The 22,789-nt window shown below is 68.1% G+C and carries 21 protein-coding genes and 4 pseudogenes; 14 read left to right on the forward strand and 11 right to left on the reverse strand.

Features of this window, described 5'->3' with window-relative positions; translation table 11 throughout:
• Window positions 1–19: 19 nt before the first annotated feature.
• The 5 genes and pseudogenes from MMF94_RS36890 to MMF94_RS36905 all read left to right on the forward strand — a co-directional run.
• Window positions 20–751, forward strand: a complete 732-nt coding sequence (locus tag MMF94_RS36890; RefSeq protein WP_241042111.1) for a hypothetical protein — start codon at window positions 20–22, stop codon at window positions 749–751.
• Between the two features lie 514 nt (window positions 752–1,265).
• Complete coding sequence (locus tag MMF94_RS43470; protein ID WP_277398909.1) at window positions 1,266–1,388, forward strand: hypothetical protein; 123 nt, start codon at window positions 1,266–1,268, stop codon at window positions 1,386–1,388.
• Window positions 1,389–1,418: 30 nt separating this feature from the next.
• Window positions 1,419–1,826 (forward strand): hypothetical protein, encoded by a 408-nt coding sequence (locus MMF94_RS36895; RefSeq protein ID WP_241042112.1) that lies wholly within the window; start codon window positions 1,419–1,421, stop codon window positions 1,824–1,826.
• Window positions 1,827–2,370: 544 nt separating this feature from the next.
• Window positions 2,371–3,234, forward strand: a complete 864-nt coding sequence (locus MMF94_RS36900) for an alpha/beta fold hydrolase (RefSeq protein WP_241042113.1) — start codon at window positions 2,371–2,373, stop codon at window positions 3,232–3,234.
• Window positions 3,235–3,274: 40 nt separating this feature from the next.
• Window positions 3,275–3,561, forward strand: a pseudogene (locus tag MMF94_RS36905) (phosphate signaling complex PhoU family protein); the annotation flags it as partial.
• 34 nt (window positions 3,562–3,595) lie between these two features.
• Here MMF94_RS36905 and MMF94_RS36910 read toward each other — a convergent pair.
• Together MMF94_RS36910 and MMF94_RS36915 are read right to left on the reverse strand one after the other, a co-directional pair.
• Entirely contained in the window at window positions 3,596–4,027 is a 432-nt protein-coding gene (locus tag MMF94_RS36910; RefSeq protein ID WP_241042114.1) for a hypothetical protein, read from the reverse strand.
• A gap of 156 nt (window positions 4,028–4,183) precedes the next feature.
• A complete protein-coding gene (locus MMF94_RS36915; protein ID WP_241042115.1) occupies window positions 4,184–4,462 on the reverse strand; it encodes a hypothetical protein in 279 nt (92 codons plus the stop codon).
• Window positions 4,463–4,800: 338 nt separating this feature from the next.
• Between MMF94_RS36915 and MMF94_RS36920 the strand changes: the two genes are divergently transcribed.
• Complete coding sequence (locus tag MMF94_RS36920; protein WP_241042116.1) at window positions 4,801–5,241, forward strand: Hsp20/alpha crystallin family protein; 441 nt, start codon at window positions 4,801–4,803, stop codon at window positions 5,239–5,241.
• On the opposite strand, the gene MMF94_RS43885 is transcribed toward MMF94_RS36920, so the two are convergent.
• Window positions 5,231–6,118, reverse strand: coding sequence for a transposase family protein (locus tag MMF94_RS43885; protein WP_379660530.1), 888 nt, complete (start codon window positions 6,116–6,118; stop codon window positions 5,231–5,233). The two genes, MMF94_RS36920 and MMF94_RS43885, sit on opposite strands and share 11 nt — an antisense overlap.
• Before the next feature lie 174 nt (window positions 6,119–6,292).
• Here MMF94_RS43885 and MMF94_RS36925 point away from each other — a divergent pair, with 174 nt between their 5' ends.
• Window positions 6,293–6,889: a VOC family protein gene (locus MMF94_RS36925; RefSeq protein WP_241042117.1), complete on the forward strand. Its 597-nt coding sequence runs from the start codon at window positions 6,293–6,295 to the stop codon at window positions 6,887–6,889.
• On the opposite strand, the pseudogene MMF94_RS36930 reads toward MMF94_RS36925, so the two are convergent.
• Window positions 6,858–7,082: pseudogene (locus tag MMF94_RS36930) on the reverse strand (helicase C-terminal domain-containing protein); the annotation flags it as partial. The gene MMF94_RS36925 and the pseudogene MMF94_RS36930 overlap by 32 nt on opposite strands.
• Before the next feature lie 779 nt (window positions 7,083–7,861).
• Between MMF94_RS36930 and MMF94_RS43890 the strand changes: the two are divergent.
• The 3 genes and pseudogenes from MMF94_RS43890 to MMF94_RS36945 all read left to right on the forward strand — a co-directional run.
• Window positions 7,862–8,323 (forward strand): annotated as a pseudogene (locus tag MMF94_RS43890) (hydantoinase/oxoprolinase N-terminal domain-containing protein); the annotation flags it as partial.
• A gap of 163 nt (window positions 8,324–8,486) precedes the next feature.
• Window positions 8,487–9,815 carry a hydantoinase/oxoprolinase family protein gene (locus tag MMF94_RS36940; protein ID WP_241042119.1) on the forward strand — a complete coding sequence of 443 codons (1,329 nt, stop codon included), beginning with the start codon at window positions 8,487–8,489 and terminating at the stop codon, window positions 9,813–9,815.
• Window positions 9,812–11,362, forward strand: a complete 1,551-nt coding sequence (locus tag MMF94_RS36945) for a hydantoinase B/oxoprolinase family protein (protein WP_241042120.1) — start codon at window positions 9,812–9,814, stop codon at window positions 11,360–11,362. The genes MMF94_RS36940 and MMF94_RS36945 overlap by 4 nt, the downstream gene beginning before the upstream one ends.
• A gap of 204 nt (window positions 11,363–11,566) precedes the next feature.
• On the opposite strand, the gene MMF94_RS36950 is transcribed toward MMF94_RS36945, so the two are convergent.
• Together MMF94_RS36950 and MMF94_RS36955 are read right to left on the reverse strand one after the other, a co-directional pair.
• Window positions 11,567–12,082: an SRPBCC family protein gene (locus MMF94_RS36950; RefSeq protein WP_241042121.1), complete on the reverse strand. Its 516-nt coding sequence runs from the start codon at window positions 12,080–12,082 to the stop codon at window positions 11,567–11,569.
• Between the two features lie 583 nt (window positions 12,083–12,665).
• Complete coding sequence (locus tag MMF94_RS36955) at window positions 12,666–14,171, reverse strand: FAD-dependent oxidoreductase (RefSeq protein ID WP_241042122.1); 1,506 nt, start codon at window positions 14,169–14,171, stop codon at window positions 12,666–12,668.
• A 596-nt stretch (window positions 14,172–14,767) separates the two neighbouring features.
• Here MMF94_RS36955 and MMF94_RS36960 point away from each other — a divergent pair.
• Window positions 14,768–14,947 carry a hypothetical protein gene (locus MMF94_RS36960; RefSeq protein ID WP_241042123.1) on the forward strand — a complete coding sequence of 60 codons (180 nt, stop codon included), beginning with the start codon at window positions 14,768–14,770 and terminating at the stop codon, window positions 14,945–14,947.
• A 340-nt stretch (window positions 14,948–15,287) separates the two neighbouring features.
• Here MMF94_RS36960 and MMF94_RS36965 read toward each other — a convergent pair whose 3' ends face one another.
• Window positions 15,288–16,184 carry an SDR family oxidoreductase gene (locus tag MMF94_RS36965; RefSeq protein WP_241042124.1) on the reverse strand — a complete coding sequence of 299 codons (897 nt, stop codon included), beginning with the start codon at window positions 16,182–16,184 and terminating at the stop codon, window positions 15,288–15,290.
• A 375-nt stretch (window positions 16,185–16,559) separates the two neighbouring features.
• Between MMF94_RS36965 and MMF94_RS36970 the strand changes: the two genes are divergently transcribed.
• From MMF94_RS36970 to MMF94_RS36985, 3 genes are all read left to right on the forward strand, one after another.
• Window positions 16,560–16,697, forward strand: a complete 138-nt coding sequence (locus MMF94_RS36970; protein ID WP_241042125.1) for a hypothetical protein — start codon at window positions 16,560–16,562, stop codon at window positions 16,695–16,697.
• A 383-nt stretch (window positions 16,698–17,080) separates the two neighbouring features.
• On the forward strand, window positions 17,081–18,664 hold the full coding sequence (locus tag MMF94_RS43635) for a SigB/SigF/SigG family RNA polymerase sigma factor (RefSeq protein WP_338104411.1): 1,584 nt from the start codon (window positions 17,081–17,083) through the stop codon (window positions 18,662–18,664).
• A 377-nt stretch (window positions 18,665–19,041) separates the two neighbouring features.
• Entirely contained in the window at window positions 19,042–19,620 is a 579-nt protein-coding gene (locus MMF94_RS36985; RefSeq protein ID WP_241042126.1) for a DUF6328 family protein, read from the forward strand.
• 395 nt (window positions 19,621–20,015) lie between these two features.
• On the opposite strand, the gene MMF94_RS36990 is transcribed toward MMF94_RS36985, so the two are convergent.
• The 4 genes and pseudogenes from MMF94_RS36990 to MMF94_RS43895 form a co-directional block, all read right to left on the reverse strand.
• Window positions 20,016–20,426: an FCD domain-containing protein gene (locus tag MMF94_RS36990; protein ID WP_277398911.1), complete on the reverse strand. Its 411-nt coding sequence runs from the start codon at window positions 20,424–20,426 to the stop codon at window positions 20,016–20,018.
• Window positions 20,427–20,688: 262 nt separating this feature from the next.
• Entirely contained in the window at window positions 20,689–21,204 is a 516-nt protein-coding gene (locus MMF94_RS36995) for an SRPBCC family protein (RefSeq protein WP_241042128.1), read from the reverse strand.
• A gap of 436 nt (window positions 21,205–21,640) precedes the next feature.
• Window positions 21,641–22,398 (reverse strand): annotated as a pseudogene (locus MMF94_RS37000) (IS5 family transposase).
• Window positions 22,399–22,411: 13 nt separating this feature from the next.
• Window positions 22,412–22,747, reverse strand: coding sequence for an FAD-dependent oxidoreductase (locus MMF94_RS43895; RefSeq protein ID WP_420852492.1), 336 nt, complete (start codon window positions 22,745–22,747; stop codon window positions 22,412–22,414).
• Window positions 22,748–22,789: the final 42 nt, after the last annotated feature.

The following is a 22,789-nucleotide window of genomic DNA, read 5'->3' on the forward strand; positions in this document are numbered from 1 at the left end:
CACGCTCACCACCACGGACATGTGCATTGACGCGGAAGCGAACGGACACGTTGCGCGCTGGGACAACACCTCGGCAACGCCTGCAGGCGCCGGTGGTCGTCCGGGTGGGCCGAGGAGCGAGGCGGAGAAGGCCGAACGCCGCCGGGTGATCGCGAACAACAAGGACTGGGACTCGGCCGCCACGGTCCGGCGTGATTGGCTGCGGACCACGTTTCTGGCCCGCAAGACGGCTCCGAAGGATGCGGTCCAGTTCATCGCGGCCACGCTCGGTCGGGGCAGCCACGACGTGCGCAGGGCCATGGAGTCCGGCCACTCCACCGCCCGGCAGCTGTTGGCCATGGACGCCGTGGTTGACCACGGATCGACCAACCCCATCGCGACTGCCGGGGAGACGGCGACTCCGGCCAGGGCGACCATGCTGGCGCTGGCGATCTTGCTTGGTGCCGGCGAGCAGGGCACCGGGCGGCACAGCTGGCGCACTCCCAGCAGCGAGACCCGCGCCTACTTCGCCGCGTTGCAGCGGTGGGGCTACCCGCTGTCCCCGGTCGAGCAGCTCGTGCTCAGCCCGGACACCTCCACGACCGAGGCGGAGCAGGCGGGCGGTGGCGTTGGCGGCGAGAACCATAACGAGACCGATGACGAGGCCAACCCTATGCATGCGACGGGCCAGGAGGTCGTCGAGGACACCGGGGCCATCGATCAGAACGCCGACGAGGACACGGTCAGCGACAGTCATCAAGTAATTAGCTGAATGCCCGTCATCACTCGGTCGGTGAGGCCATTCCACGGTCTCACCGACCGTGTGCGGCGGCCCAGCTCGGCGGAGCGAGGGCAACGTCCGCGATGTCGCGAAGCCGACAGCCTTTAGCCCCTCATTTCGATTCGTGGTTTCCACGCGACCCAGGGCGCTGCGTCGGTATGAGTGACCGTTCTGATGACGAATCGTGTTCGGCCCCATGCCGCTGCAACGACGATGCCCGGTAGATCGGATTCGTGGCGATCTTGGCTCACCGGCGGTCGTGGACGCCTGGGGCTCGGCGTCGCGGGGCTGCCCGGAGAACAGCACGCCGGGGGCGGGGCGGGCGCCGACGAACCCGGCCCACACCATGCCGGTGAGACCGCACACAGGCACCGACCCGGTCGGAAGGAAGTCATTGCGATCCCACCGGCATGGGCGAGCTGGAACCGCCGCCGTCCCTGCGGGCCCCCGCCCCGCGCGCGCTGACCCGGGCTGCGTCACCGCGACGCCGAGCCCGGGAGGACCCATGCCACCCACCCCGCAGAGCACCCACCAGACCTGGACCGACGACTCGCGCATCGACTGGCGCGAGTGCACCGATCGCGACGTCCGTGTGGAGGCGATCGCCGCGGATCTGTCCGGCGTGTAGGCCGAGGTGCCGGAAAGGAGCGCGGTGGTGATGGGCCGGCACCACATCACCGTCGAGGACGAGGCCCGTAGCTGGATCCTGCCCCACGGCGTCAGTGCGAATATCCCGCTGCGCGGGAGTCACGGGATGTTCGGCGCCCACAACGTCGCGCGTGGGTTGCTCGTCGAGATCTGTCGTCACACCGGTGCGGTGCCGCTGTGCCTGCACTACCACGAGGCCGCGCACCGCCGCGGGACGCTCACCATCGTCACCGCCCTGGCCTGGGGCAACGACCGGTTCCTGCTGGTGACCACCCGCACCTTCACCGACTGGCGCAAAACCGGCGACGACCGCTGGAGCATCTGCATCAACGGCCACGACCTCCCCGACGAGGACCGGCACGTGGTCCCCTCGGTGCCGCTTCAGGCGGCCATCGTTGATCGCTGGCTCAACCCGTAAAACCACCACCCGCTGGCGCGGGCTCCACCGCGAGCCCGCGCCGGCGCGCAAGCACACAACGCTAACGGGGGCGCGTGCAGCTCCGGGTGTCGTCCCAAGAAGCTACTCCCGCCCGGCCAGCCTGCCGGGCTGATCGCGCCCATCGTCGTTGCCAGGTGTTGGTGTCTGTTGATGACGCCCGAAGGTCAGCACAGCCCGGGTGGGGCGAGCGCCGATGAACCCGCCCCGGCCCATCCCGGGAGGGGCCTGCGCGCGAGTCTCTGCGTGATCCCGCCAAGGAACTCGTAGAGAGGCGCGACGCGATGGCAGCTCTGGACCAGTCTGCCCTGCTCGACGTCCTCGGCGTGCTGAACGCCGCCGATGTCAGTGATCGTGCCCGTCCAGCCCGTCCGCGGTACACGGTGGCTTCACTTGATGCGCGCCCCGATGCCCAGGCTCGTTGGCTACCCCTTGTGAAGGCGGGGCGGCCGGAGAGAGCGGGTTGGCCATACGCTTCTGCCGGTGAGGACGTTTGCCCGATGGGTCGTCCGGACAGATGTCTCTCATGTTCGATGACTTCACGGACGAGCGGATTGACGTCGGGGAGGTGGAACTTCGAGTTTGGCATGCCGGGCAAGGCCGTCCCGTTCTCCTCATCCACGGACATCCGCGTACCGGGTCGACGTGGCACTGGGTCGCGCCGCAGCTGGTGGAACGTGGGTTCACCGTCGTTTGTCCGGACATGCGTGGCTACGGCCAGTCCGGGAAGGTGCGCATCCTCCCCGACCACTCCCAGCAGTCGAAGCGAGCCGTGGCAGCGGACCTGGTTCGGCTGATGAACGCCCTGGGCCACCGGACGTTTGCCACCGTCGGACATGACCGCGGCTCCTACGTCGCGCTACGCCTGGCATTGGACTATCCCGACGCGGTCAGCCACCTGGTCGTTCTCGACGGTGTGCCCATCAGTGAGGCCCTCGCCCGGTGCGATGCCAAGTTCGCCCGCGATTGGTACCACTGGTTCTTTTTCGCTCAGCCCGACTTGCCGGAGCGGGTGATCACCGCCGATCCCGACGCCTGGTACGCAAGCAAAGCGCGGCCCGAAAGCATGGGAGCCGAGAACTATCAGGAGTTCCGGCAGGCTATCCACGATGCGGCCACCGTGCGGGCGATGCTGGAGGATTACCGCGCCGGCCTCGGAGTCGACCGGGAGCATGAGGAAGCCGACCAGCGCGCCGGTCGCACCGTGGGCTGCCCGACGCTCTGCCTCTGGTCGACCCGGGACGACATGGAGAGCCTCTACGGTGATCCGCTCGCCGTCTGGCGGGCGTGGGCCGACGATCTCCGTGGCCGCCCGATCGAGTCCGGACACCACGTCGCGGAGGAGAACCCCGACGACCTGACCGCAGCGCTGCACCACTTTCTCGCCTGACTGTCCCGCGCCGCCTATTGTCGGCTCGTGCCGCTGACCGGCCATTCACGGGGCGGGCGACATCGAGCGCATGGGCGACCTGGCGCTGCACGTGGCGCAGGCGGCACGCCGCCGCCATCGCCTCCCGGTGCTTCCTGCGGAAGTCGCACCGTACTTCGCGGAGATGGGGCGCGTCGGGGTTGCGCTGGCGCTGAAGGCAGGCGACGTGATCCGCAGCCGCGATCTGGGCGCCGCCGCGTAGTTGGAGACCGACGAAGACGCGATGGACGACCTGCACCGGACATCTTCACGGTGCTGATGGACCGCCATGCAGGAGGTCCTGACTGGCCCCGGCCGGTATCCCTGAAACCACCTCGTCAACTCACAAGTGCGACATCGGGAATCCGGGAGATCGAGGAGAGGAGATGACGCCGGTGAGCGCCCGGCGTAGATCGGCGAGATGTCCGTGCTCGATCTCGATCGTCCGGGCTAGACCGCACTCGGCGTTGCTGGCGTCGACCATGTAGGCCCGACCCGGCCCGGTGAGGACGATCTCGTTGCCTTCCTGTCGCGCCGACCACGCCGCGGCCGCGACGTCGCCAACCGTCGCAAGCGCCGCACGTTCTGAAAGTTCCTCGATCGCGGTAGACAGGGCGGGGGCGAGGTCGAGCCGGATCGTGATCGCGACGGTGCCGCCGTGTCGCCGCGCCACGAACGGAGCGGCCTCACAACCGAGGGTTAAACAGCTCCACTCCGGGTGAACCTCCACCCGCCACGGCGCCGTGGCGGCGGACGGCCTCAGAACCAGTCCCACCCGGCGTCTCCCTCGTCTCGAAGAACCTGTGACCGTGCGTGCGGCGGGTCACGTCCTGCCCCATCGGTGCAGCGATGCCGATGCCTGCCGTGCGCCCGGTGCCGACTTCGCGCGGCTGCCTCGACTGTTGCTCGCCGACGAAGGTCGGGGGACGACTCACAGTGATCCCGGGTCGGGGAGAGGCGGAGCGCCCTCCGTCGCCGGATCGGTCGGCCCCCACTCCGTCAGCGTGCGGCTGAGCCGGCGTGCTCTGTGCCAGAGAGCTGGGCGAGGAACTGATGGGCACTTGGCTCGCTCGGAGCCTTCGTACATCACCTGCTCGAAGAAGCCGGCAATGTCGTCGAAGCCACCGTTCTTGGCATCGCGCACGTACTGGCCGTAGTCATGGCCGGCCTTGAGTGGGTGGTACTGCACGGATACCAGGTCGTAGAACACGTCGCTGAATCCTGTTTCACCGGCTTGCCATTGTGATCACTGCTCCCAGGTGTTCGTCCTGAGATGCGGCTACCCCGTGGACGGTGTCGCCATGCGGACTCGACCGGCTCCGACCCACCCTCGTTGCTTCTCGCCCGCCCGGGTGTCGGACGGGCAAAGAGCGGCACCGTTCCTCCCGGGTGCCTGCCCGAAGCTGTGCTCCGTGTCTGATGCAATCGCCAGCTTGTACGGCAGGGAGTCTGTAGCTACCATTGGAGCTATCCGGAGTGGTCCTTGCCGATCCGGCATAGCTCCGGTGCATCGCCGCCTGTTGTCGATCACGAAAGGAGTGGCCTGCGATGCTGATGCGCACCGACCCGTTCCGTCAGCTGGACCGGCTGAGCCAGCAGCTGTTGAGCAACACCCCGGGAACCTGGTCTCGTCCTACCGCGATGCCGATGGACGCCTACCGCGACGGCGAGCAGTTCGTGGTCAGCTTCGATCTGCCCGGAGTCAAACCGGATGCGATCGAGCTGGATGTGGAGCGCAACGTGCTGACCGTGACTGCTGAGCGGCCCCCCGTTGCGACCGGCGAGCACGTGGAAATGCAGGTGGCCGAGCGACCGCACGGGGTCTTCTCCCGCCAGCTGTTTCTCGGCGACACCCTCGACGCCGACCGCATCGACGCGTCCTACGACGCCGGCGTACTCACCCTGCGGATTCCGATCGCCGAGAGGGCGAAGCCCCGCAAGATCACCATCACCAGCGCCGACACTGAGACCAAGCAGATCAACGTCTGAACGTTGCTGCATCACACCGGCGCGGTCCCCACGGACCTGTCTGTGGGAATGGCGAGCTGTTGCAGGTCCGGCCACCGGGTGGTGCGCGGCCTGCCGTCCGGGCGATCGGGCCTGACAGCACGGCCCGCGCCTTTCGCAGCCAGGTACTGGGCGCGTACGGCAGCGGGGAGGAGCGATATCGACACACTGCGAGGTTCAGCGAGGTAGTTGGCGGTCCGGGTTCGTCACCGCAGCGGTCGGACAGAAGGCAGGCGTCGGCTCGTGTGACCCAGGCGCTGACGCAACCCCGAGCGTCCTCACGCGCGCCCGCAGGTGACGGGCCCGGCCCGCCACTACCTCGCCGGGACCGAATCGGTTTGGCGGGCTCCGCGGGCGGTCTTGCCGTCCACCGCGATCGCCTGCCCCGGCCCGGTGCTGGTCGGCCCGGTGCCGGTAGGGGCGATAACTCGTCGGGCGAGCCAGCCGCTGACCGCGGTGTCCAGCTCGTCGGCGTCCACGCGCTGCAGGACCCGCCGGAACGTCGACTCGCTCGGCGCCGGCGTCCGATGCCCAACCGAAGCCGCACCGAGACCGGCAGGTCATGGGCCCACTCCGCGATCACGACGTAGGAGCGGGCCCCGCCCAGCACCGCGTACACCGCCGCCGAGAGCACCGTCACCAGCCGGTGGCGCACCCCTCGGGACTTGCGCGGATCAGTCACTGCACCCAGCACGACCAGAAGTTCTTCATCGGCTGGGTCGAGGGCCGGGGCATTCGCCGGGTCGATTCTGGTGTCGCTGCAGCCAGCGAGCACAGCGATCGGGGAGGATGGGCATGCGGACACGGCGGTACTGCAGGTGATCAAGCAGGCGTCGGAACCCGCGATGATCACCCACACGGCCGTGTTCGCCCTACACCATCACCGGCCTGTCACCGCTCGACACGCTGCTCAGCACGACCCTTCCGGGGCCCTGCCGTCCGGCGCGACCTTGCCGGGCCCTGGGGGCTGTCATGCTGTTCATGAGCAAATAGCTCGGTGTCGTTTGGGTAGGTCTGGGCTTAGGTTCGGGCGGTGGCGAACGAACTGACCATTCCGCTCCTGCCTTGTCCATCCATCGACGAGATCGCGTCGTTCTACGAGATGCTCGGCTTCGAGGTCACCTATCGGCAGACGCGGCCGAACCCGCACGTCGCGGTGCGACGGGAAGACATCAATCTGCACTTCTTCGGGATGGACGAGTACGACCCGGCGCAGTCGTACAGCTCGTGCCTGGTCATCGTGGCGGACACCAGCGAGCTGTTCGAGGCTTTCGCGGCGGGGATGCGGTCCGTGCACGGAAAGCTGCTCCTCTCCGGCATCCCGCGCATGACCCGGCCGCGGCTGCGCAACGACCGCTACACCGGGTTCACCGTCGTCGATCCGGGCGGCAACTGGATCCGGATCCACAAGGCCACCACGGAACCCGAAGCGCAGACCAAGCTCGCCAAAGCCCTGGAGAACGCCGCGAGGCAGGCGGATGCGCGCGGCGACGAACGCCAGGGGCTGAAGATCCTGGAAGGCGCGTTGAAGCGGGCGACCGGCGACGAACCGGAGTTTCAGGCGGTGCGGGAGTACCGCGACGAGCTCGTCGAACGGATCACGGGGTCTGAGCCACGTCCAGACGCTTGAGCGCGGCCCTGACCACCTCGGGGTGGTAGGTCGTCCGGAACGGGGGGAGCGAGGCGCGCAGGAAGCCGCCGTAGCGGGTCGTGGCCGGCCTCGGATCCAGGACGGCCGCGACGCCCTTGTCCGACATCGACCGCAGCGACCGCCCAGCGCCCTGGGCCAGCAGCAGCGCCGCGTGGGTCGCCGCGAGCGTCAGGAGCCGTTGCCTCCCCTGAATGCGCAGCGCGACGCCGGGGCCAGGCGGGCGTGCGGAAACCTGATACCCGCAGTCGCCCCGGTCCGGTGATCGCGCATAGTTGCAGGGTGCGGGTCTCGGTCCGGACCTGCCTGCGTCCGCGGGCCTGGTCAAGCAGGCGTAGGAACCCGCGATGATCACCGAGGCGGCCGTGTCCGCCCTACATCATCACCGGCGTGTCTCCGCTCCGAACGCCGTTCGCCGCGACTTTGCCGGGGCCCTGCCTCGGGATCCGGACCGATGTACTGGTGAGAAGTTTCTGGAGTCAATCAGGTATCAGGCGTCAGCTATCAGCGTCATCGAGGACGGGGTTGTTGTTCAACGGATATCGAACCGCGAAGTTGATCTGTTCGTCTGAGCGGGTTGGCACCCGCTGCGATCCTCGGATGTCGCCGTCCGATCGGCCATGTTTGACGGGCGCGTTCAGGGGGACCCTTTGCCACTTGGCAAGGAGGATGAGAGGGATGGCAGAGAAGCAGGATCCACACTACGGTGAGGATTCGGGCCAAGATCCACACTACGGCGAGGATGGCGATCCGGGCGCAGCCGAGGAAAACCGCGAGAGCCGTGCTGGGGATTCCGCTGAGGACGCTGACGATGATAAGGCAACCAAGGCCCATGGCGGCTGACCCAACTGAATGATCGATCACTGATGCCGACGGGTAGACACACGTCGTCGACATGATTGAGGCCTCGATGATCATCTGGCGTTTCTTCGCGCCGCGCGCCATGGGGTGCCAATGACTGTCAGTGCGGGCGTCGATGTGGGTGGCACCTTCACCGACGTCGTTGTGCACGCGGAGGGACATCGGCCGCGCGCGGTCAAGGTGCCGACGACGCCGGGGAACCAGGCCGAGGGCGTCGAGAATGGGGTGCGCGAAGGACGGCCGGATGGCGACGTCGAGCTGCTGCCTCACGGCACCACGACGGCGACGAACGCCGTGCTCGAGCGCCGGATCGCCCGCACGGTCTTCGTCACCACCGATGGGTTCGGCGATGTCTTGGAGATCGGCCGGCAGGACCGTCCGGCCCTGTATGACCTGTCGGTGGTTCGGCCCGAGCCACTCGTGCCTCGTGAGTGCGTCGTGACGGTCGTTGAGCGGATGGGTCCTGACGGCGAACCGGTCGTCGATCTCACTGGTGACGAGATCGAGCGCGTTGTCACGGAGGTGAAGGAGCTCGAGCCCGAGTCGATCGCGGTGAGCTTGCTGTTCGCCTACGCGGACCCGGCGCACGAACGCAGGCTGTGCGATGCGCTGGAGCGGCTCGAGGTGCCGGTCACGCGCTCCAGCGCTTTGCTGTCCGAGCTCCGCGAGTTCGAGCGGGCATCCACCTGTGTGCTCAACGCCGCGGTGGAGCGCTGTGATGCGCCGATATCTGGCCAACCTCACCGAACGGCTGCCCGATCCGACGATCACGGTGATGACCTCCGGCGGCGGCACCGCCGGCGTCGACCACGCCGCCGCAGCGCCGGTGCACACCCTGCTGTCCGGGCCGGCGGCCGGTGTGGTCGCCGCGGGGGCGGTGGCCCGCTCGGCGGGGTTCGACGACGCGATCGCGTTCGACATGGGTGGCACCTCCAGCGATGTATGCCTCATACGCGGCGGTGTGCCGGAGGTGTCGACGTCGTCCCGCATCGCGGGGTTGCCCTTCCGCACCCCGGCGGTCGGGATCCACTCGGTCGGAGCGGGCGGCGGGTCGATCGCTTGGATCGACGCGGGCGGTGCACTGCGGGTAGGGCCCCGTTCCGCGGGGGCCGACCCGGGGCCGGCCTGTTACGGCCGGGGCGGGGAGGATCCGACCGTCACCGACGCGCACAGCGCGCTGGGGCATCTCGACCCGAACCGCGAACTCGGTGGCGGCCTGCGGCTTGACGTGGACGCCGCGCAAAGGGCGCTGGACACCCTGCCCGCCTCCGCTGGCGGTGCGCACGGCGTGCTCACTGTGGTCCGCGCGACCATGGCCCGTGCGCTGCGGACAGTGAGCACCGAACGGGGCATCGACCCCTCCCGGCTGGCGATGGTCGCTTACGGAGGCGCCGGGCCGTTGCACGCCACCGCATTGGCAGGGGAGCTGGGCTGCACGGCAGTCGTCGTGCCGCCGGCGCCGGGAGTGCTCAGCGCGCTTGGCCTGCTGCTCGCAAAGCCGCGGTTCGAGGCGTCGCGGACGGTGATGGCCGATGTCGGCACGGACCTGTCGGCGGCCTGGGAGGAGCTGACCGAGGCAGCCCGCGCGGAACTGTCCAGCCAGGGCGTGGCGGGCGAGGTGAGCATCTCCCGGGTCGCCGACGCGCGCTATGCGGGCCAGTCGCACGAGCTGCGGATCACCGTGGACGACGGTGGCGCAGACCTTGCCGAACTGCTGCACGCAGCGCACGAGGAGGCCTACGGCTACGCCATGCGCGACGAGCGAGTGGATGTGGTGACGCTGCGGGTGGTCGCCACCGCAGCGCCGATCCTCGCCGAGCCCCCCGGCGACTGGGAGCAGGAGGAACCGGCGGAGGAGCGCAGCCGTGACATCGGAGTCGCAGGCGAGACCGTCGATGCCCGGGTGGTTTCGCGGGCGGCGCTGCACCCGGGCGACGAGGTGCACGGCCCCGCATTGATCGAGCAGTCCGACACGACGACCTTGCTGGCACCTGACGAACGCGCAGTCGTGGACGACGCGCTGAACCTGGTGGTGCATCTGTCGTGAGCGGACTTTCTGCCGTCGAGCTGGAGGTCTTCCGGCACGCTATCGCGGGGGTGGCCGAGGAGATGGGGGTGGCGCTGCGCCGCGCCGCCTACTCCCCGAACATCAAGGAACGCGCGGACTGCTCCGCGGCGGTGTTCGATCCGGACGGCGAGATGGTCGCGCAGGCCGAGCACATCCCCGTGCACCTCGGCTCGATGCCGGCCAGCGTCCGCGCCGTGCTCGACGCCTACGGCGAGCTGCTGCCTGGTGACCAGGTGTGCGTCAACGACCCGTACATGGGCGGCACCCACCTGCCCGACCTGACGATCGTCGCCGCGGTCGGTGACTCTGACGGCCAGCTGCTCGGCTACGTCGCCAATCGGGCCCATCACGCAGATGTCGGCGGTGCCGCTCCCGGGTCGATGCCGGCCGGCGCCACCGAGATCGCCATGGAGGGCGTGCGGATCCCGCCGATCCGCATTGCGGATACCGACGGCGAACGCGAGGACGTCGTGCGGTTGATCGCCGCCAATTCGCGGACGCCGGGGGAGCGGCGCGGGGATCTCCGCGCGCAGTTCGCGGCCAACCATGTCGGCGCGGCTCGGCTGCGAGAGCTGGCCGAACGGCAGGGCGCGGAACGGTTGCACGAGTCGATGGCCGCGGTGTGCGACTACTCCGACCGCCGCGTGCGGGCGGCGGTGGCCGATATCCCGGACGGTCGCTACGAACGCTCCGACGTGCTGGAGATCGGCGAGGGGGTGCAGATCCGCGCCACCGTCACCGTCTCCGGGGAAGAGGTGTCGATCGACTTCGAGGGCAGCGCCCCGCAGATCCCGGTGAACTGCAACGCGGTGTTCGCGGTGACGTTGTCCTCGTCGATGTTCGTCTTCCGCATGCTGACCGACCCCGACGCCCCGCCCAACGCCGGCTGCTACCGATCCTTGAAGGTGAGGGCTCCGGAAGGATCGGTGGTGCATGCCCGCTTCCCCGCGCCGACCGCCGCCGGCAACGTCGAGACCAGCCAACGGATCGTCGACGTGTTGCTCGGCGCGTTCGCGCAGGCGATCCCGGACCGGGTACCGGCGGCGAGCCAGGGGACCATGAACAACCTGCTGCTCGGCGCAGGCGGGGACGCGTCGTTCAGCTACTACGAGACCCTCGGCGGCGGGGAGGGCGGCACCCCACACCGGCCGGGCATGTCCGGGGTGCAGACCGGCATGACGAACACCCAGAACACGCCGGCCGAGGCGATGGAGATCGGTTACCCACTACGCGTGTGGCGCTACGAGCTGCGCCGCGGCTCCGGCGGGGGCGGAAAGCATCCCGGCGGCGAAGGGCTGATCCGGGAGATCGAAGTGCTCGCCGACTGCGTCCTCACCATCCAGTCCGAACGCCGCGAACGCGCCCCGTGGGGGATCGGCGGCGGTAAGGACGGTGCGGTGGGGCGGAACATGCGCATTCGCGCCGACGGCACCGAGGAGGAGTTGCCGAGCAAGGGCACGTGGAACCTGCAATGCGGGGACCGCGTGCGCATTGAAACCCCCGGCGGCGGCGGGTGGGGCGAGTGACCTCGCCCGCGAGATGGCTCCGTCATAAGCGCTGAAGGGAGGGCTTCAAGCCCGCCGCAGAAAGGCCGCGCACGGAGCCGGGACGCTGCCGGCGCTGTCTTGATGACCTCGCGTTGGTGCTACTGCATTTTGCTGACCGAGCCGTCCGGGTGCACGCGCGCGACGCAGCCCGTCCGGCGCGTGCATCCCGGCATGGATCGGCGATCAGTTAGGCCCGGGAAAGTCGTTCCGCTCGTCGACGCCCGCCCCCGCAACGGGTTGCTGCGGGCTCCGGCCGACGTCACCGCGCCAGCCGCCCTCCTCGTGGCCCCGGTTCTCGATGAACTGCTTGAAGTTCTTGAGGTCGCCCTTCGTGCGCTTCTGGATGATGCCGAGCGCGTCGCCTGCTTTCTCGGTGAGCCCCTGCGGCTCGTGGTCGAGCTGCAGCATGACGCGCGTATGTGTGTCGTCGAGCCGGTGGAAGGTGACGACACCCGCCTGATGGGTCCCGTCGTCGGTTTTCCATGCGATCCGCTCGTCGGGATGCTGCTCGGTGATCTCGGCTTCGAATTCTCGCTCGACGCCCGCGATTCGGGTGACCCAGTGCGTCCGCGTCGGCGTCACCTGCTCGATGCGCTCAACGCCGTCCATGAAGTCGGGGAACGACTCGAACTGCGTCCACTGGTTGTAGGCCGTGCTGGCCGGCACGGCGACGTCGATGCTCTCCTGAATCTTGGTCATGCACGGTATGTACCCAACGTGCTCGCGAGTACGCGTCTTCGGTCATTCGACCGGTGGCCGGCACGGGCGACCTCGAGACGGCGCGGCGCAGGAGCCTGCTGCGGCCTAAGACCGTCGTCCGTCCTCTGCGGCTGTTGCCGTCGGTAGCCGCTCCTCGCAGCGGCAGGGAGTTCACCGTCGGCGTTTGCCAAGATTGGCAGATCGACGCCACAGCCGAGGTTGCCTGCCTTGTGGCGAACGAGCTGGTCAGAAACGTAGTCGTCCATTGTGGCACGGATTGTGTTCTGATATTGCGGTTGACCGAGCAGGGGTTGTTCATCGAGGCGCGTGACTACCTCCCGGGGCCCGCTCCCCGTCCCCGGCCGCGCGTCGTCGGAGGACCTCGACGGGGGTTGCACGTGGTAGCGAACCTGGCTTCCCACTGGGACGTTTCGAACCACGCAGACGGCAAGACGGTATGGGCGCTGCTGCCGGTGAACGCCGACCCCGAGGTCTAAACAAGTGAGCGACGTGAACAGGAATCATTTGTCGTGACTGGCCTCGGGGGCGGCGCAGCGCTGATGCCGTGAAGGCGAACGGGTATTCACGCCTCGGACGGTGGGCACGTGCGGGGGAGCGGACGAACGGCCGGCCCTTCCAGCACTGCCCCGTCGACGTCGAACCGGGAACCATGGCAGGGACAGTCCCAGCTTCGTTCGGTGGCATTGAACCGGACGAGACATCCGAGGTGGGTACAGCGCAGCGAGACGGCGTGCAGCAGGCCGGCCTCGTCGCGGTAGACGCCGGTTCGCTCGGTGCCCGAGCGCACGACCCGCGCCTGGCCGGGTGGCGTCTGCTCGGCGGAACCCTGGCCCGGCATCAACCGGTCGCCGACGATGTCGACGCCGACCTTTGTGTTCATCCGGGCCAGTGTCGGAAGCCCGCGTAGCGAGAGCCGATGCGGGCTGAACACGTCGGTGGGGACCTGTTCGCCGGCGATCTGCGCGGCCAGGAGCATGGCGCTCATCGTGCCGCCGGAAAGGCCCCACTTCGAGAATCCGGTGGCGACGAACATCCGCGATGACACGGGCGTGTACGTGCCGATCATGGGGGTGCTGTCGTAGGGGACTGCGTCCTGCGCAGACCACCGGTGGGTGATCTCCGTGACGTCCCAGTGTCGGCGGGCGCAGTCCTCGAGCGCGGTGAAACGGTCCTGCCCGGCCTCGCGGGCTCCGGCCGCGTGGCCCTGCCCGCACACGATCATGAGATCTCCTGCGGAGCGGAACGACCAGGTCGGAGTGCCAGCAGTGATCGACATACTGCGGGACGGCTCGCCGCGGACCCGTGTGGCGATGCAGTATGACCGCATCACTTTCAGCCGCGTGAAGTACAGACCGCGGTCCCAGATCGGGTAGTGGGTCGCGACGACCACCCGCTCCCCGCTGAGCTCCCCGTGCGTGGTCATGACACGGACCGGGCGGCCTTCTTCGACGCTCAGCGCGCGGGTCTGCTCGAAGACGCGCGATCCCTCGGAGTCGATCGCGGCGGCGAGCCCGCGCGCATAGGCGAGCGGATGCAGTTCGAGCTGGTCGTCCAGCCGAACGGCACCGGCCACATCGAATGGGAGGTCGACCTCGGAGGTCGTGTCGACGGGCAGACCCGCGTCGTGCGCGGCGTCGGTCTCCTGCTCGACGGCGCTGAGCTCGTGATCATCCAGGGCGACGGTGTACGCGGCGCGACGCCGCAGGTCGCAGCCGATTCCGAGCTCTGTCACGAGCTTCGCGACCGTCTCGACCCCAGCGAGCGAGTGCTCGGCGTACGCCGCGGCGACGCCCGCGCCCCTGGTCCGCGCGATGGTGGAGAGCATGGTGCCCTGCAGCGCCGTCACCTTCGCCGTGCTGTTGCCCGTCGCGCCGGTGCCGACGCGGCCCGCATCGATCACGGCGACCCTGGCTCCGTGCTGTTTGAGCAGCAGCGCAGTGGTCAGCCCGGTGATGCCACCCCCCAGCACGAGAACGTCGAAGGCCCGTTCCGTGCCCGGCAGCGGGAACAAGACCCCCGCGCGTCCGGCGAGCCATAACGACTCCGCGGCGGTTGTGGTGGGAACCATGGATCTCCTCCAAGTCCAGCACAGATGGGTTGGCTGGGCGATACCCGGAGCCCGAGCGGTCAACCTCCAGACGCCGCCTGGTCTGATTCCGGCGGTGCCCGACCTGGCCGGGCGGTGCTTCCAGGCGCTGTGCTCGGCCGACGTAGGCGAGGTGTAGCGACTGACCGTCCCGCGTGATGTTCGTGGCGCGTTCAACCTCGCAGCGGACCCCTGATCGACGCAGAGCAACTGGCCGACTGCACCTGCCGGCCGTCGGCCCGGGTGGGCTCGGAGGTCGACGCCGTGGGCGCGGAGCTGCTCGGCGATTTCGACGAGGTGCGCGGGGGAGCGACCGAGGCGGGTAGCGGCGAGCTGGTCGCCGGCACCGGGCGACAACAGGGCAAATCACGATGTGGTCGTTATTCATCAAACCGATAGTGAGTAGGGGCATCGCCGCAAGCCGCGGATACCCACTAAATGCCAGCGGGGCGTAACCCTCTACGTGGGCTCAGCCGGCGCCGACCGGATGGTGTTGCCGCACCTTCTATCTGGTCATGGTCATGTTTGACGAGCTCGGCCGGGGGGATCCTCCGCTACTGGAAAGGAGGATGAGAAGCATGGCGGAGAAGCAAGATCCGCACTATGGCGAGGATTCGGGCCAGGATCCGCACTATGGCGAGGACAGTGATCTGAGCACAGCCGAGGAAAGCCAGGAGATCCGCGGCAGTGCCCGTGATGTTGCCGTAGACACTGACGATGATGGGGCGGCCGAGACGGAAGCTGACCCCGCTCAATGATTGGTCACTCGCCTTGCCGACGTGTCGACATAGTTGAGGCCCTGTGGCTCGATTTGGGTCGCTGCTCGGCACCGGCGGGTGGGGCGAGTGACCTCGCGAGCCGCCATGCCGTCGGACACTCTGAGATCAATATGCAGTGCACGAGCAGGCGCCGAAGGGCGTACCGATCGATGTCAGCCCGCTGGTGTGACGGGCGAGCCGGACACCTGGTGCCGTACCAGCCGTCCGGCTTGGTGATCGGGGCGTCGCGGTCTCCCGGCGTCGACAGCAACGCTCCCGGCAGCACCTCGCGCGCATCGACGTGTCGCACCGTCAGCGCACGGAAGCCGAGTATGAACAATCAGGTGATCGGGGAGCCGCCCGTCACGCCGATCACCTCGGAGGTGATGTAGCTCGACTCCTGGGAAGCCAGGAACACGTAGATGGGTGCAAGCTCCGCGGGTTGTGCGGCACGCCCCAGCGGCGACTGCTTACCGAACGACTCGAGCTTCTCCTGCGGCATCGTCGCCGGGATCAGCGGCGTCCACACCGGGCCGGGGGCCACCGAGTTCGCCCGGATGCCCTTCTCGGTGAGGTTGTTGCCCAGCCCCTTGGTGAAGTTGACGATCGCGGCCTTGGACGTGGCGTAGTCCAGGAGGTGGGGCGAAGGGTTGAAAGCTTGCACCGATGAGGTCGTGATGATCGAGGAGCCTTCCGGCATGTGCGGGATCGCCGCCTTGCACAACCAGAACATCGCGTAGATGTTCGTCTTCATCACCCGGTCGAACTGCTCGGTCGTGATGGCGTCGATGTCCTCGTCCTGCGACATTTGATAGGCAGCGTTGCTCACCAGCACGTCGATCCGGCCGAACTCCTGCACGGCCCGGTCGATCACCGCCTGGCACTGCGCCTCCTCGCGCACGTCGCCGCGCACTGTCACCGCCTTGCGCCCGGCCTCCTCCACCAGGCGCACGGTCTCCTGGGCGTCCTTCTCCTCCGACTCCAGATAGGAGATGAGCACGTCGGCCCCTTCCCGGGCGAACGCGAGCGCGACGGCACGACCGATCCCGGAGTCGCCGCCGGTGATCACGGTCTTCTTGCCCTCCAGGCGCCCGGTTCCCCGATAGGTCTCTTCGCCGTGGTCAGGCCGAACGTCCATCTCGTCAGTGCGGCCCGGGTACTCCACGGTCTCGCTGCCGCTCCCCGGGACGTCGTGCTGCTCGCCGGGGTCCTGCTGGGTGAACTGGTCATGGCCCATGGTCGGTCTCCATTCACGTTGCGGTCTGCCGCAAGGTTCCCTGAAACGAGGATCACAACCCTCGGCAGACGTTCGCCGGGAACGCTCAGCCAGGCAACGTAAGCAACGGCCGCCCGCCGATGGTGCGGATGTCGATGGAGGCGAGCGTGTTGCGCCGTGATGCCGACGACAGTGGCCCGGCCATCGGGGCCGGCATCCCAAATGGCCGTCACCTCCGCGCCCGTCGCAGGCGGTGGCGTCGGCGCGGTAGCCCGACGCGGACGGCACCCCGTCAACTCGAGGTGCACCGCGGTACCCCACGCGCGCTGCGGCAATGTCGTTGCAGGAGCAGGTCACCTCAGGGGTACCCGTGGGGATGAAGGTGAAGCGCCGGGTGTGAGTGGGGCCGCGCGGACCGTCACGCTGCTGGACGGGCTGGCCAACACCGTCTTCTCGCCGCGAACCGCGACCCTCGCCGAGCACCCGGGGCTGGCCCAGGCCTTCGGGGCCTGGCCGGGTGCCGTACTCGAGTAAGGGTTGTGCACCGGAGCCAGCGGGTACCGGCGTGAAGGTTATCTGGGCCCGCCGAGGGATCGGAGGTCGGAGATGAGTGACGGTGGAGAGGCCGGGATGGTGTCGTGAGCCGGCCGGTTCGAGATCGACGTCCATCGACCGTTTGGGCTACTTCGGTGGAATCGCGGCCGCTCTCGCAGTGGGGCTGGTCGAGCCACCGCTGGGCGCGTTCATCTCGGCGGTCCCTTTCGGGAGATGCTCACCACCGCTGGTGTACCGGACCCGTTGCGCTTCCTAGGACCGGCCATCGAAGGCGTGGCCCAGCCGGTAGGGAGCAGCGGCCAAGGCACCGTGCGGCTCGCCGACGAGATCGACGAACAGGGCTGGGTTAAGACGCCGTGGTCATGTCATCCAGCCTGTCTCCCGCTGCATCGTCCGGCAACAGAGACAACCTCACGACGACGCTTTCGAATACGCCGCCTTCGCTGGAGGTCGCCCTCGGGTGCCGAGACCACGAGACGGTCCTGCGGGTTCAGGGCGAGGTGGACCTGGCGACGGCCTCGCATTTCTCGACGGCTCTGGCCGTGGGGCTCGCGGTGGCTGTCGACAGCCTGTCCGTCGATCTCCGCGACCTCGCGTTCATCGACTGCGGCGGCCTGGAGATCCTGGCCCGCACCGCACGCCAGGCCCGTGCGGGGGACACGAGGTTCCACATCGCCCCGGGCCCGGCGGTCGGCGACCTGGCCGCCCTGCTCGGTGGCTGGGCGGAGCTTCCCGAGGGCACCGTGGTGTCCGTCGGCGAGCAACCGACGGCCCGGCAGGGGAGCGCTCTCACGGTCGGTCTGGGCGAGCCGGGCAACGGGACGCTCGTGCTGCGCCCCGATGGCGAGGTCGAGCTCGGTACTGTCGAGTTCCTCCCCGGTGTCATCAACGCTGTCGTTGACGAGATAGGCGGGGCCGCGTCCCGGTCGATCGTGGTGGATCTCGCCCGTGTCCGAGTCATGAGTGCGGCGGGGGTTGTGGTTCTCTGCGGGGGGCATCACCAAGCGAGTGCGGCCGGCGTCGCGTTCCGGGTGGCTGGTGGCCCTCCGGTGGTGCGGCGGATCCTCGATGTCACCGGAGCTGCGGCGGCTCTGGAGTACTGCGAGCCCGTGGCCGACGCGCTGGCACCGGCGATGTCCCAGCCGCGGGTCGTGGGAGGGGAAGCCGGGGGGACGGAGCGCCGCGACGACTACGCGCATCTTGCGCCGCTGTTCGCCGAGCGGGTGCGGCTCCCGGCTGATCATCCACGGCAGCAGGTACTGCGCGACGAACTGATCAAGGGATTTCTACCGGTGGCACAGCGCGTCGCGCGCAAGCACCGGTATCGGGGCGAGAACCTCGATGACCTCGAGCAGGTCGCGACGATCGGGCTGATCAACGCGGTCGACCGGTTCGAGCCAGCGCGCGGCGTCGATTTTCTCTCGTTCGCGATCCCGACCATCAACGGGGAGGTGCAGCGCCATTACCGGGACCGCACCTCGGCGATCCGGGTACCGCGCCCGATCAGGGAGCTGCAGGTCCGCGTGTACCGGGCCGCGGACGAGCTGAGTCAGCGGATGGGGCGTGCCGCCACACCGAGTGAGCTCGCACGGCACTTGGACGTGGATCTGGACTCGGTGATCGAGGCGTTGCAGGCCGCTTACGAGTCCCGCCCCTCCTCGCTCGACGAGCCGCAACGCAAGGATGACGCGGGCTTCGGTGAGGGCAGCGTCGCCGACACCCTCGGGGTCACCGATCCGGAGCTGGACCTCGTCGAGAACCGGGAATCCCTCGCTCCGCTGGTGAAGGCGCTGCCGGAGCGCGAGCGTAAGATCGTCCTGCTGCGGTTCTACGGCAACATGACCCAGACCGAGATCGCAAAGCGCACCGGGATCTCCCAGATGCACGTCTCGAGGTTGCTGAGCATGACCCTGGCGCAGCTGCGTCGGCAACTCACAGCGGAGTAAGGCGCAGAGTCCCGACGCCGTGCGTCGGCGGCCAGATCGCGCGCCATGTCGTCGTGCCCCTGCCCAAACGGCCTAACGGGTCACGCGGCCCGCTCGCCCGATTCGCCGAAGGTGTCTGGACGGCTACGGTGGAGGCATGAGAACCAACCGAAGACGGAAAAGGGGTAGAGCGCTCCGCCGCTCAACTGGGAGCGGCGCTAACCGGTGATTTGTGGCCTGGCTCGCTGCGGTTGCGCTACTGATGGGTGGGCGGATCAGAAAGACCAGCTCCAAGACTTCAATCGAACGTCGGGCTGATGGCGAGCTATCTATGACGTGCCGGTCGGCATGACGGAGCCAAGGGTTCGCCAGATTTTGGTTGGGGTACTCAACAGGCCATGAAGCAGTGGGACACGGTCCGGGCGACTGGCGTGTTGGGTGGGCACGACGAGGACGGCCGGGGTGAGGGCGCGTTGCAGCGCGCGGATCGCAACATGCTTGAGCTGCTGCAGGAGTTGCGGGTGGCCCAGACAGGGGTGCAGATCCTGTTTGGGTTTCTGCTCGCGCTCGCTTTCACCGAGCGTTTCAGCCGTATCGATTCCGTTCAGTTGTGCATGTACGTGGTCACTCTGCTGCTGTCCGTGGTCACTGCGGGACTGCTGGTGGCTCCGGCAGCTGTCCATCGGGTCACGTTCCAGTGCGGTGCGAAAGCCGAGACCGTGCAGCTAGGCCACCGGTTGTTCTTGGCGGGGTTGGGGACGCTCGCTTTGACGCTGACGGGCGCGGTACTGCTGGTGCTCGACGTCGCAGTCGATCGGGAGTTCGCGGTGTCCGCCGCGGTGATGGTCGGGGTAGTGCTGATCTTGCTCTGGTTCGCCCTAGCGCTGTGGCTGGTTCGCCGCGTGCGCGCCAACTGCGTGGTGCCTGCTGAAGAATCTGGCGAGCGAAGGATCCGCGGCTGGCATGAGGCCATATAGAAGGGACCGACGGGCTATCCGAATAGGCAGGTCTCACAGTGCAGGGGGCACAGGGCGGTTCGACCTGGCCGGGTTCGATCCGTGACGCGAAACGAGTAATCAATGAGCCCCGGGTCGCCTCCGTCGCACAGGCAAAAACGCCGAGACATATGCCCGGATCCAGGGAAGCGAGCGGCGACGTGCTCGGCACTACCAGGGCCGGATCGCGCTGGCCAGGCATCGACCCGGCGGCCGAGCGGTGGCAGATGAGGGCGCAGGCGTGTCGGAGTAGATCGAGGTGCGTTCGGCGCGGCATTTGTGGGGTCGAGCGGTGTCCTCGGCTCCCACCGCCCGACCCGTATAGCGACGAGCCCGGTCACAGACCGAATCGACGCGGCGTTCCGGTCGGCCGTCGTTCAGTGCTCCGCGAAGGAGCGCTCGCCATGCACGGCGAGCACGGCGAGTTCGGCGAGCACGGCGGGCGGCTCGCCGGCCTCGATCAGCTCGAGTAGGTGGCGGTAGCGCGCGGCGTGCTCCATGAGGTTCTCGTGAAAGCGCTCCCGAGTGCTGAGTTTCCGTGACATGCACAGCAGCACTTGCTGCTGCACTGGCCGGTACATCTCCGAGAGCCGCCGGTGTCCGGCCAGGGCCACGATCGGGGAGTGGAAGGCGTAGCCATTCTCCACGAGCGGGCCGCAATCCTTGTCACGCGCGTTCTGCTCCGTGCGAGCGAGGGCTTCGTGGCAGGCGACCAGCCGCTGTGGGTCGTGCACCGGCACCCCGAGCTCCACGGCCATTCGCTCGAGTCCGCTACGTAGCGTGAGAATCTCGAAGACGTCCTGGTTGGTGAGGGTGGCAACCGTGGAGCCATGGCGGGGGGGTCACGACACGACTGTCGTTCTGGAACAGGCGCAGTGCCTCGCGCAAGGGAGTGGTCAGCAGGCGTATTGAGATCGGCTCCTTAGCAGTTGGGCGTTCACCGCTTGCATCCGGGTTGGGCCGCGCCAATCGGCTCGGTTTCCTGCTGACCGAGCGGCCGTGCACGCCGCGGCATGTCCGTCGTGAGCGTGCACGGCGCGGATCAGCCGATCAGATAGGTCCAGAGGAGCCGCTCAGCTCGTCACTGCCTGTGCCGGCAACGGGTCGCTGCGGGCTGCGGCCGACATCGCCACGCCAGCCGCCCTCCTCGTGGCCCCGGTTCTCGATGAACTGCTTGAAGTTCTCCAGGTCGCCCTTTGTGCGCTTCTGGATGACGCCGAGCGCGTCGGCCGCTTTCTCGGCGAGCCCCTGCGGTTCGTGGTCGAGCTGCAGCATGACGCGTGTGTGTGCGTTGTCGAGCCGGTGGAAGGTGACCACACCCGCCTGATGGGTGCCGTTCTCGGTTTTCCAGGCGATGCGTTCGTCGGGGTGTTGCTCGGTGATCTCGGCGTCGAACTCTCGCTCGACGCCGGCGATCCGGGTGACCCAGTGAGTCCTGGTCGGCGTCACCTGCTCGATGCGGTCGACGCCGTCCATGAAGTGGGGGAACGACTCGAACTGCGTCCACTGGTTGTAGGCGGTGCTGACGGGCACGGCGACGTCGATGCTTTGCTGGATGTTGGTCATGCACGGTGGCGTACCCGGTGCGGTCGCGAGTACGCATCGTCGAGCGTCCGCCCTGTAACCGGCCCGACGAGCGCCGACTGGAGCTGCCCGGCTACCTCCGGCGGGGTGCCGGTCGTCGGCACGCGGGGTCGACAAACAGACCCAGCTCGACGCCTTTCGGCGAAACCCTGCCGCACGGTGCAGGAGGTCATGCGCATCCGGCCTGGCTGGGATAAGGACGGATGTAAGTGGGGCCAGGTCGACCCTCGTGGAAGCTCCTCCCGTGGTGTGTGGACACCGCCTGGCATCCCGTCAGCTCGTGCGGTGAGCGCGTGCCCGAGGTAGGCATACCGATCAAGCCGCCCTGCCCGGCTCCGTCGGTTCATACACACTGCATTAACAACTCTGCTCGGTCTTGTGGATCATGCTGCTTGACCCACCGGCCTAGGAGCTGTCCTCAAAGCCACATCTGGAGGGTCGCGATGTCGATCATGGCCTGGTAGGACGTGGCGGTCTTGTCGTAGCGGGGTGGCGATGGCCCGGTACTGCTTGAATCGATTGAAGCAGCGTTCGACCACGTTGCGTCGCTTGTAGGCGAGCTTGTCAAAGGCGGGTGGGCGCCCGCCCACCGAGCCGCGGCGAGCCCGGTGGGCTTGCTGGTCACGCCGCTCGGGGATGGTCGCCCGGATCCCGCGTCGTCGCAGGTATGCACGGTTGGCACGACTGGAGTAGCCCTTATCCGCAAGTACCCGAACGCAGGCAAGATGGATCTTGGTAGAGGGTCCGCCCCGGGACCGCCCGATAGCATGATCATCTGGCTCGTCGTGTCCGTTGCAGGACTCGTCCACCTCCTGGGGAAGACGGCGTGGTGATGGCCTTGCGGGCGCCGGCGGCATGCTGGTGGGCGCGCACGATGCTGGAGTCCACCGAGACCTCACGGTCGAGTTCGTCGATCGCCTCGGCGATCACCCGCACCCGCAAAACCAGGGCGGTGAGGGTGCCGTTGCGTGACCAGCGCCAGAACCGGTTGTAGACGGTCTTCCACGGCCCGTACCGCTCGGGCAGGTCCCGCCACGCCACCCCGGTCTTGGCCTTGAACAACATCCCATTGATCACCCGCCGGTCATCCACCCGCGGCCGACCCCTCGCCCCCGAGGCCGGAAGCAACGGCTCGATCACCTGCCATTGCTCATCAGTGAGCTCGTGCCTGCGCACCACAAACACAAGATCAAACCAGACCAGCGACACCCGCTTTGAGGACAGGCTCTAGTCCTGAGCGCAGCGACCAGATCCAGCGTCGCAGCGCCAAGGGCTCCCACGGGGGTCGCCCACCCGCGTTCGACCAGGCGAAGAAGTGCGGCTGCCGGAACTGCACGCAGCCACGCCGGTCCCACGACTCCCACGCTGCACTCGGCTCCGTGGGTGTCGCCGCGTCGCGTTCCAGGACCGTGACCCAATACCCGTCTCGGGCAAGCAGCAGCGCCGTGCACAACCCGATGACCCCGCCACCGACGACGATGGCCGAAGGTGGGAGTGTCCGACGACTGGTGTAACTGGTCGTGATGGTTAGCTGCCGTTGGTGGGGATGATGCGTCCGGCGAAGGTG

This window comes from Pseudonocardia alaniniphila (assembly GCF_022524485.1).
GTDB lineage: Bacteria > Actinomycetota > Actinomycetes > Mycobacteriales > Pseudonocardiaceae > Pseudonocardia > Pseudonocardia alaniniphila.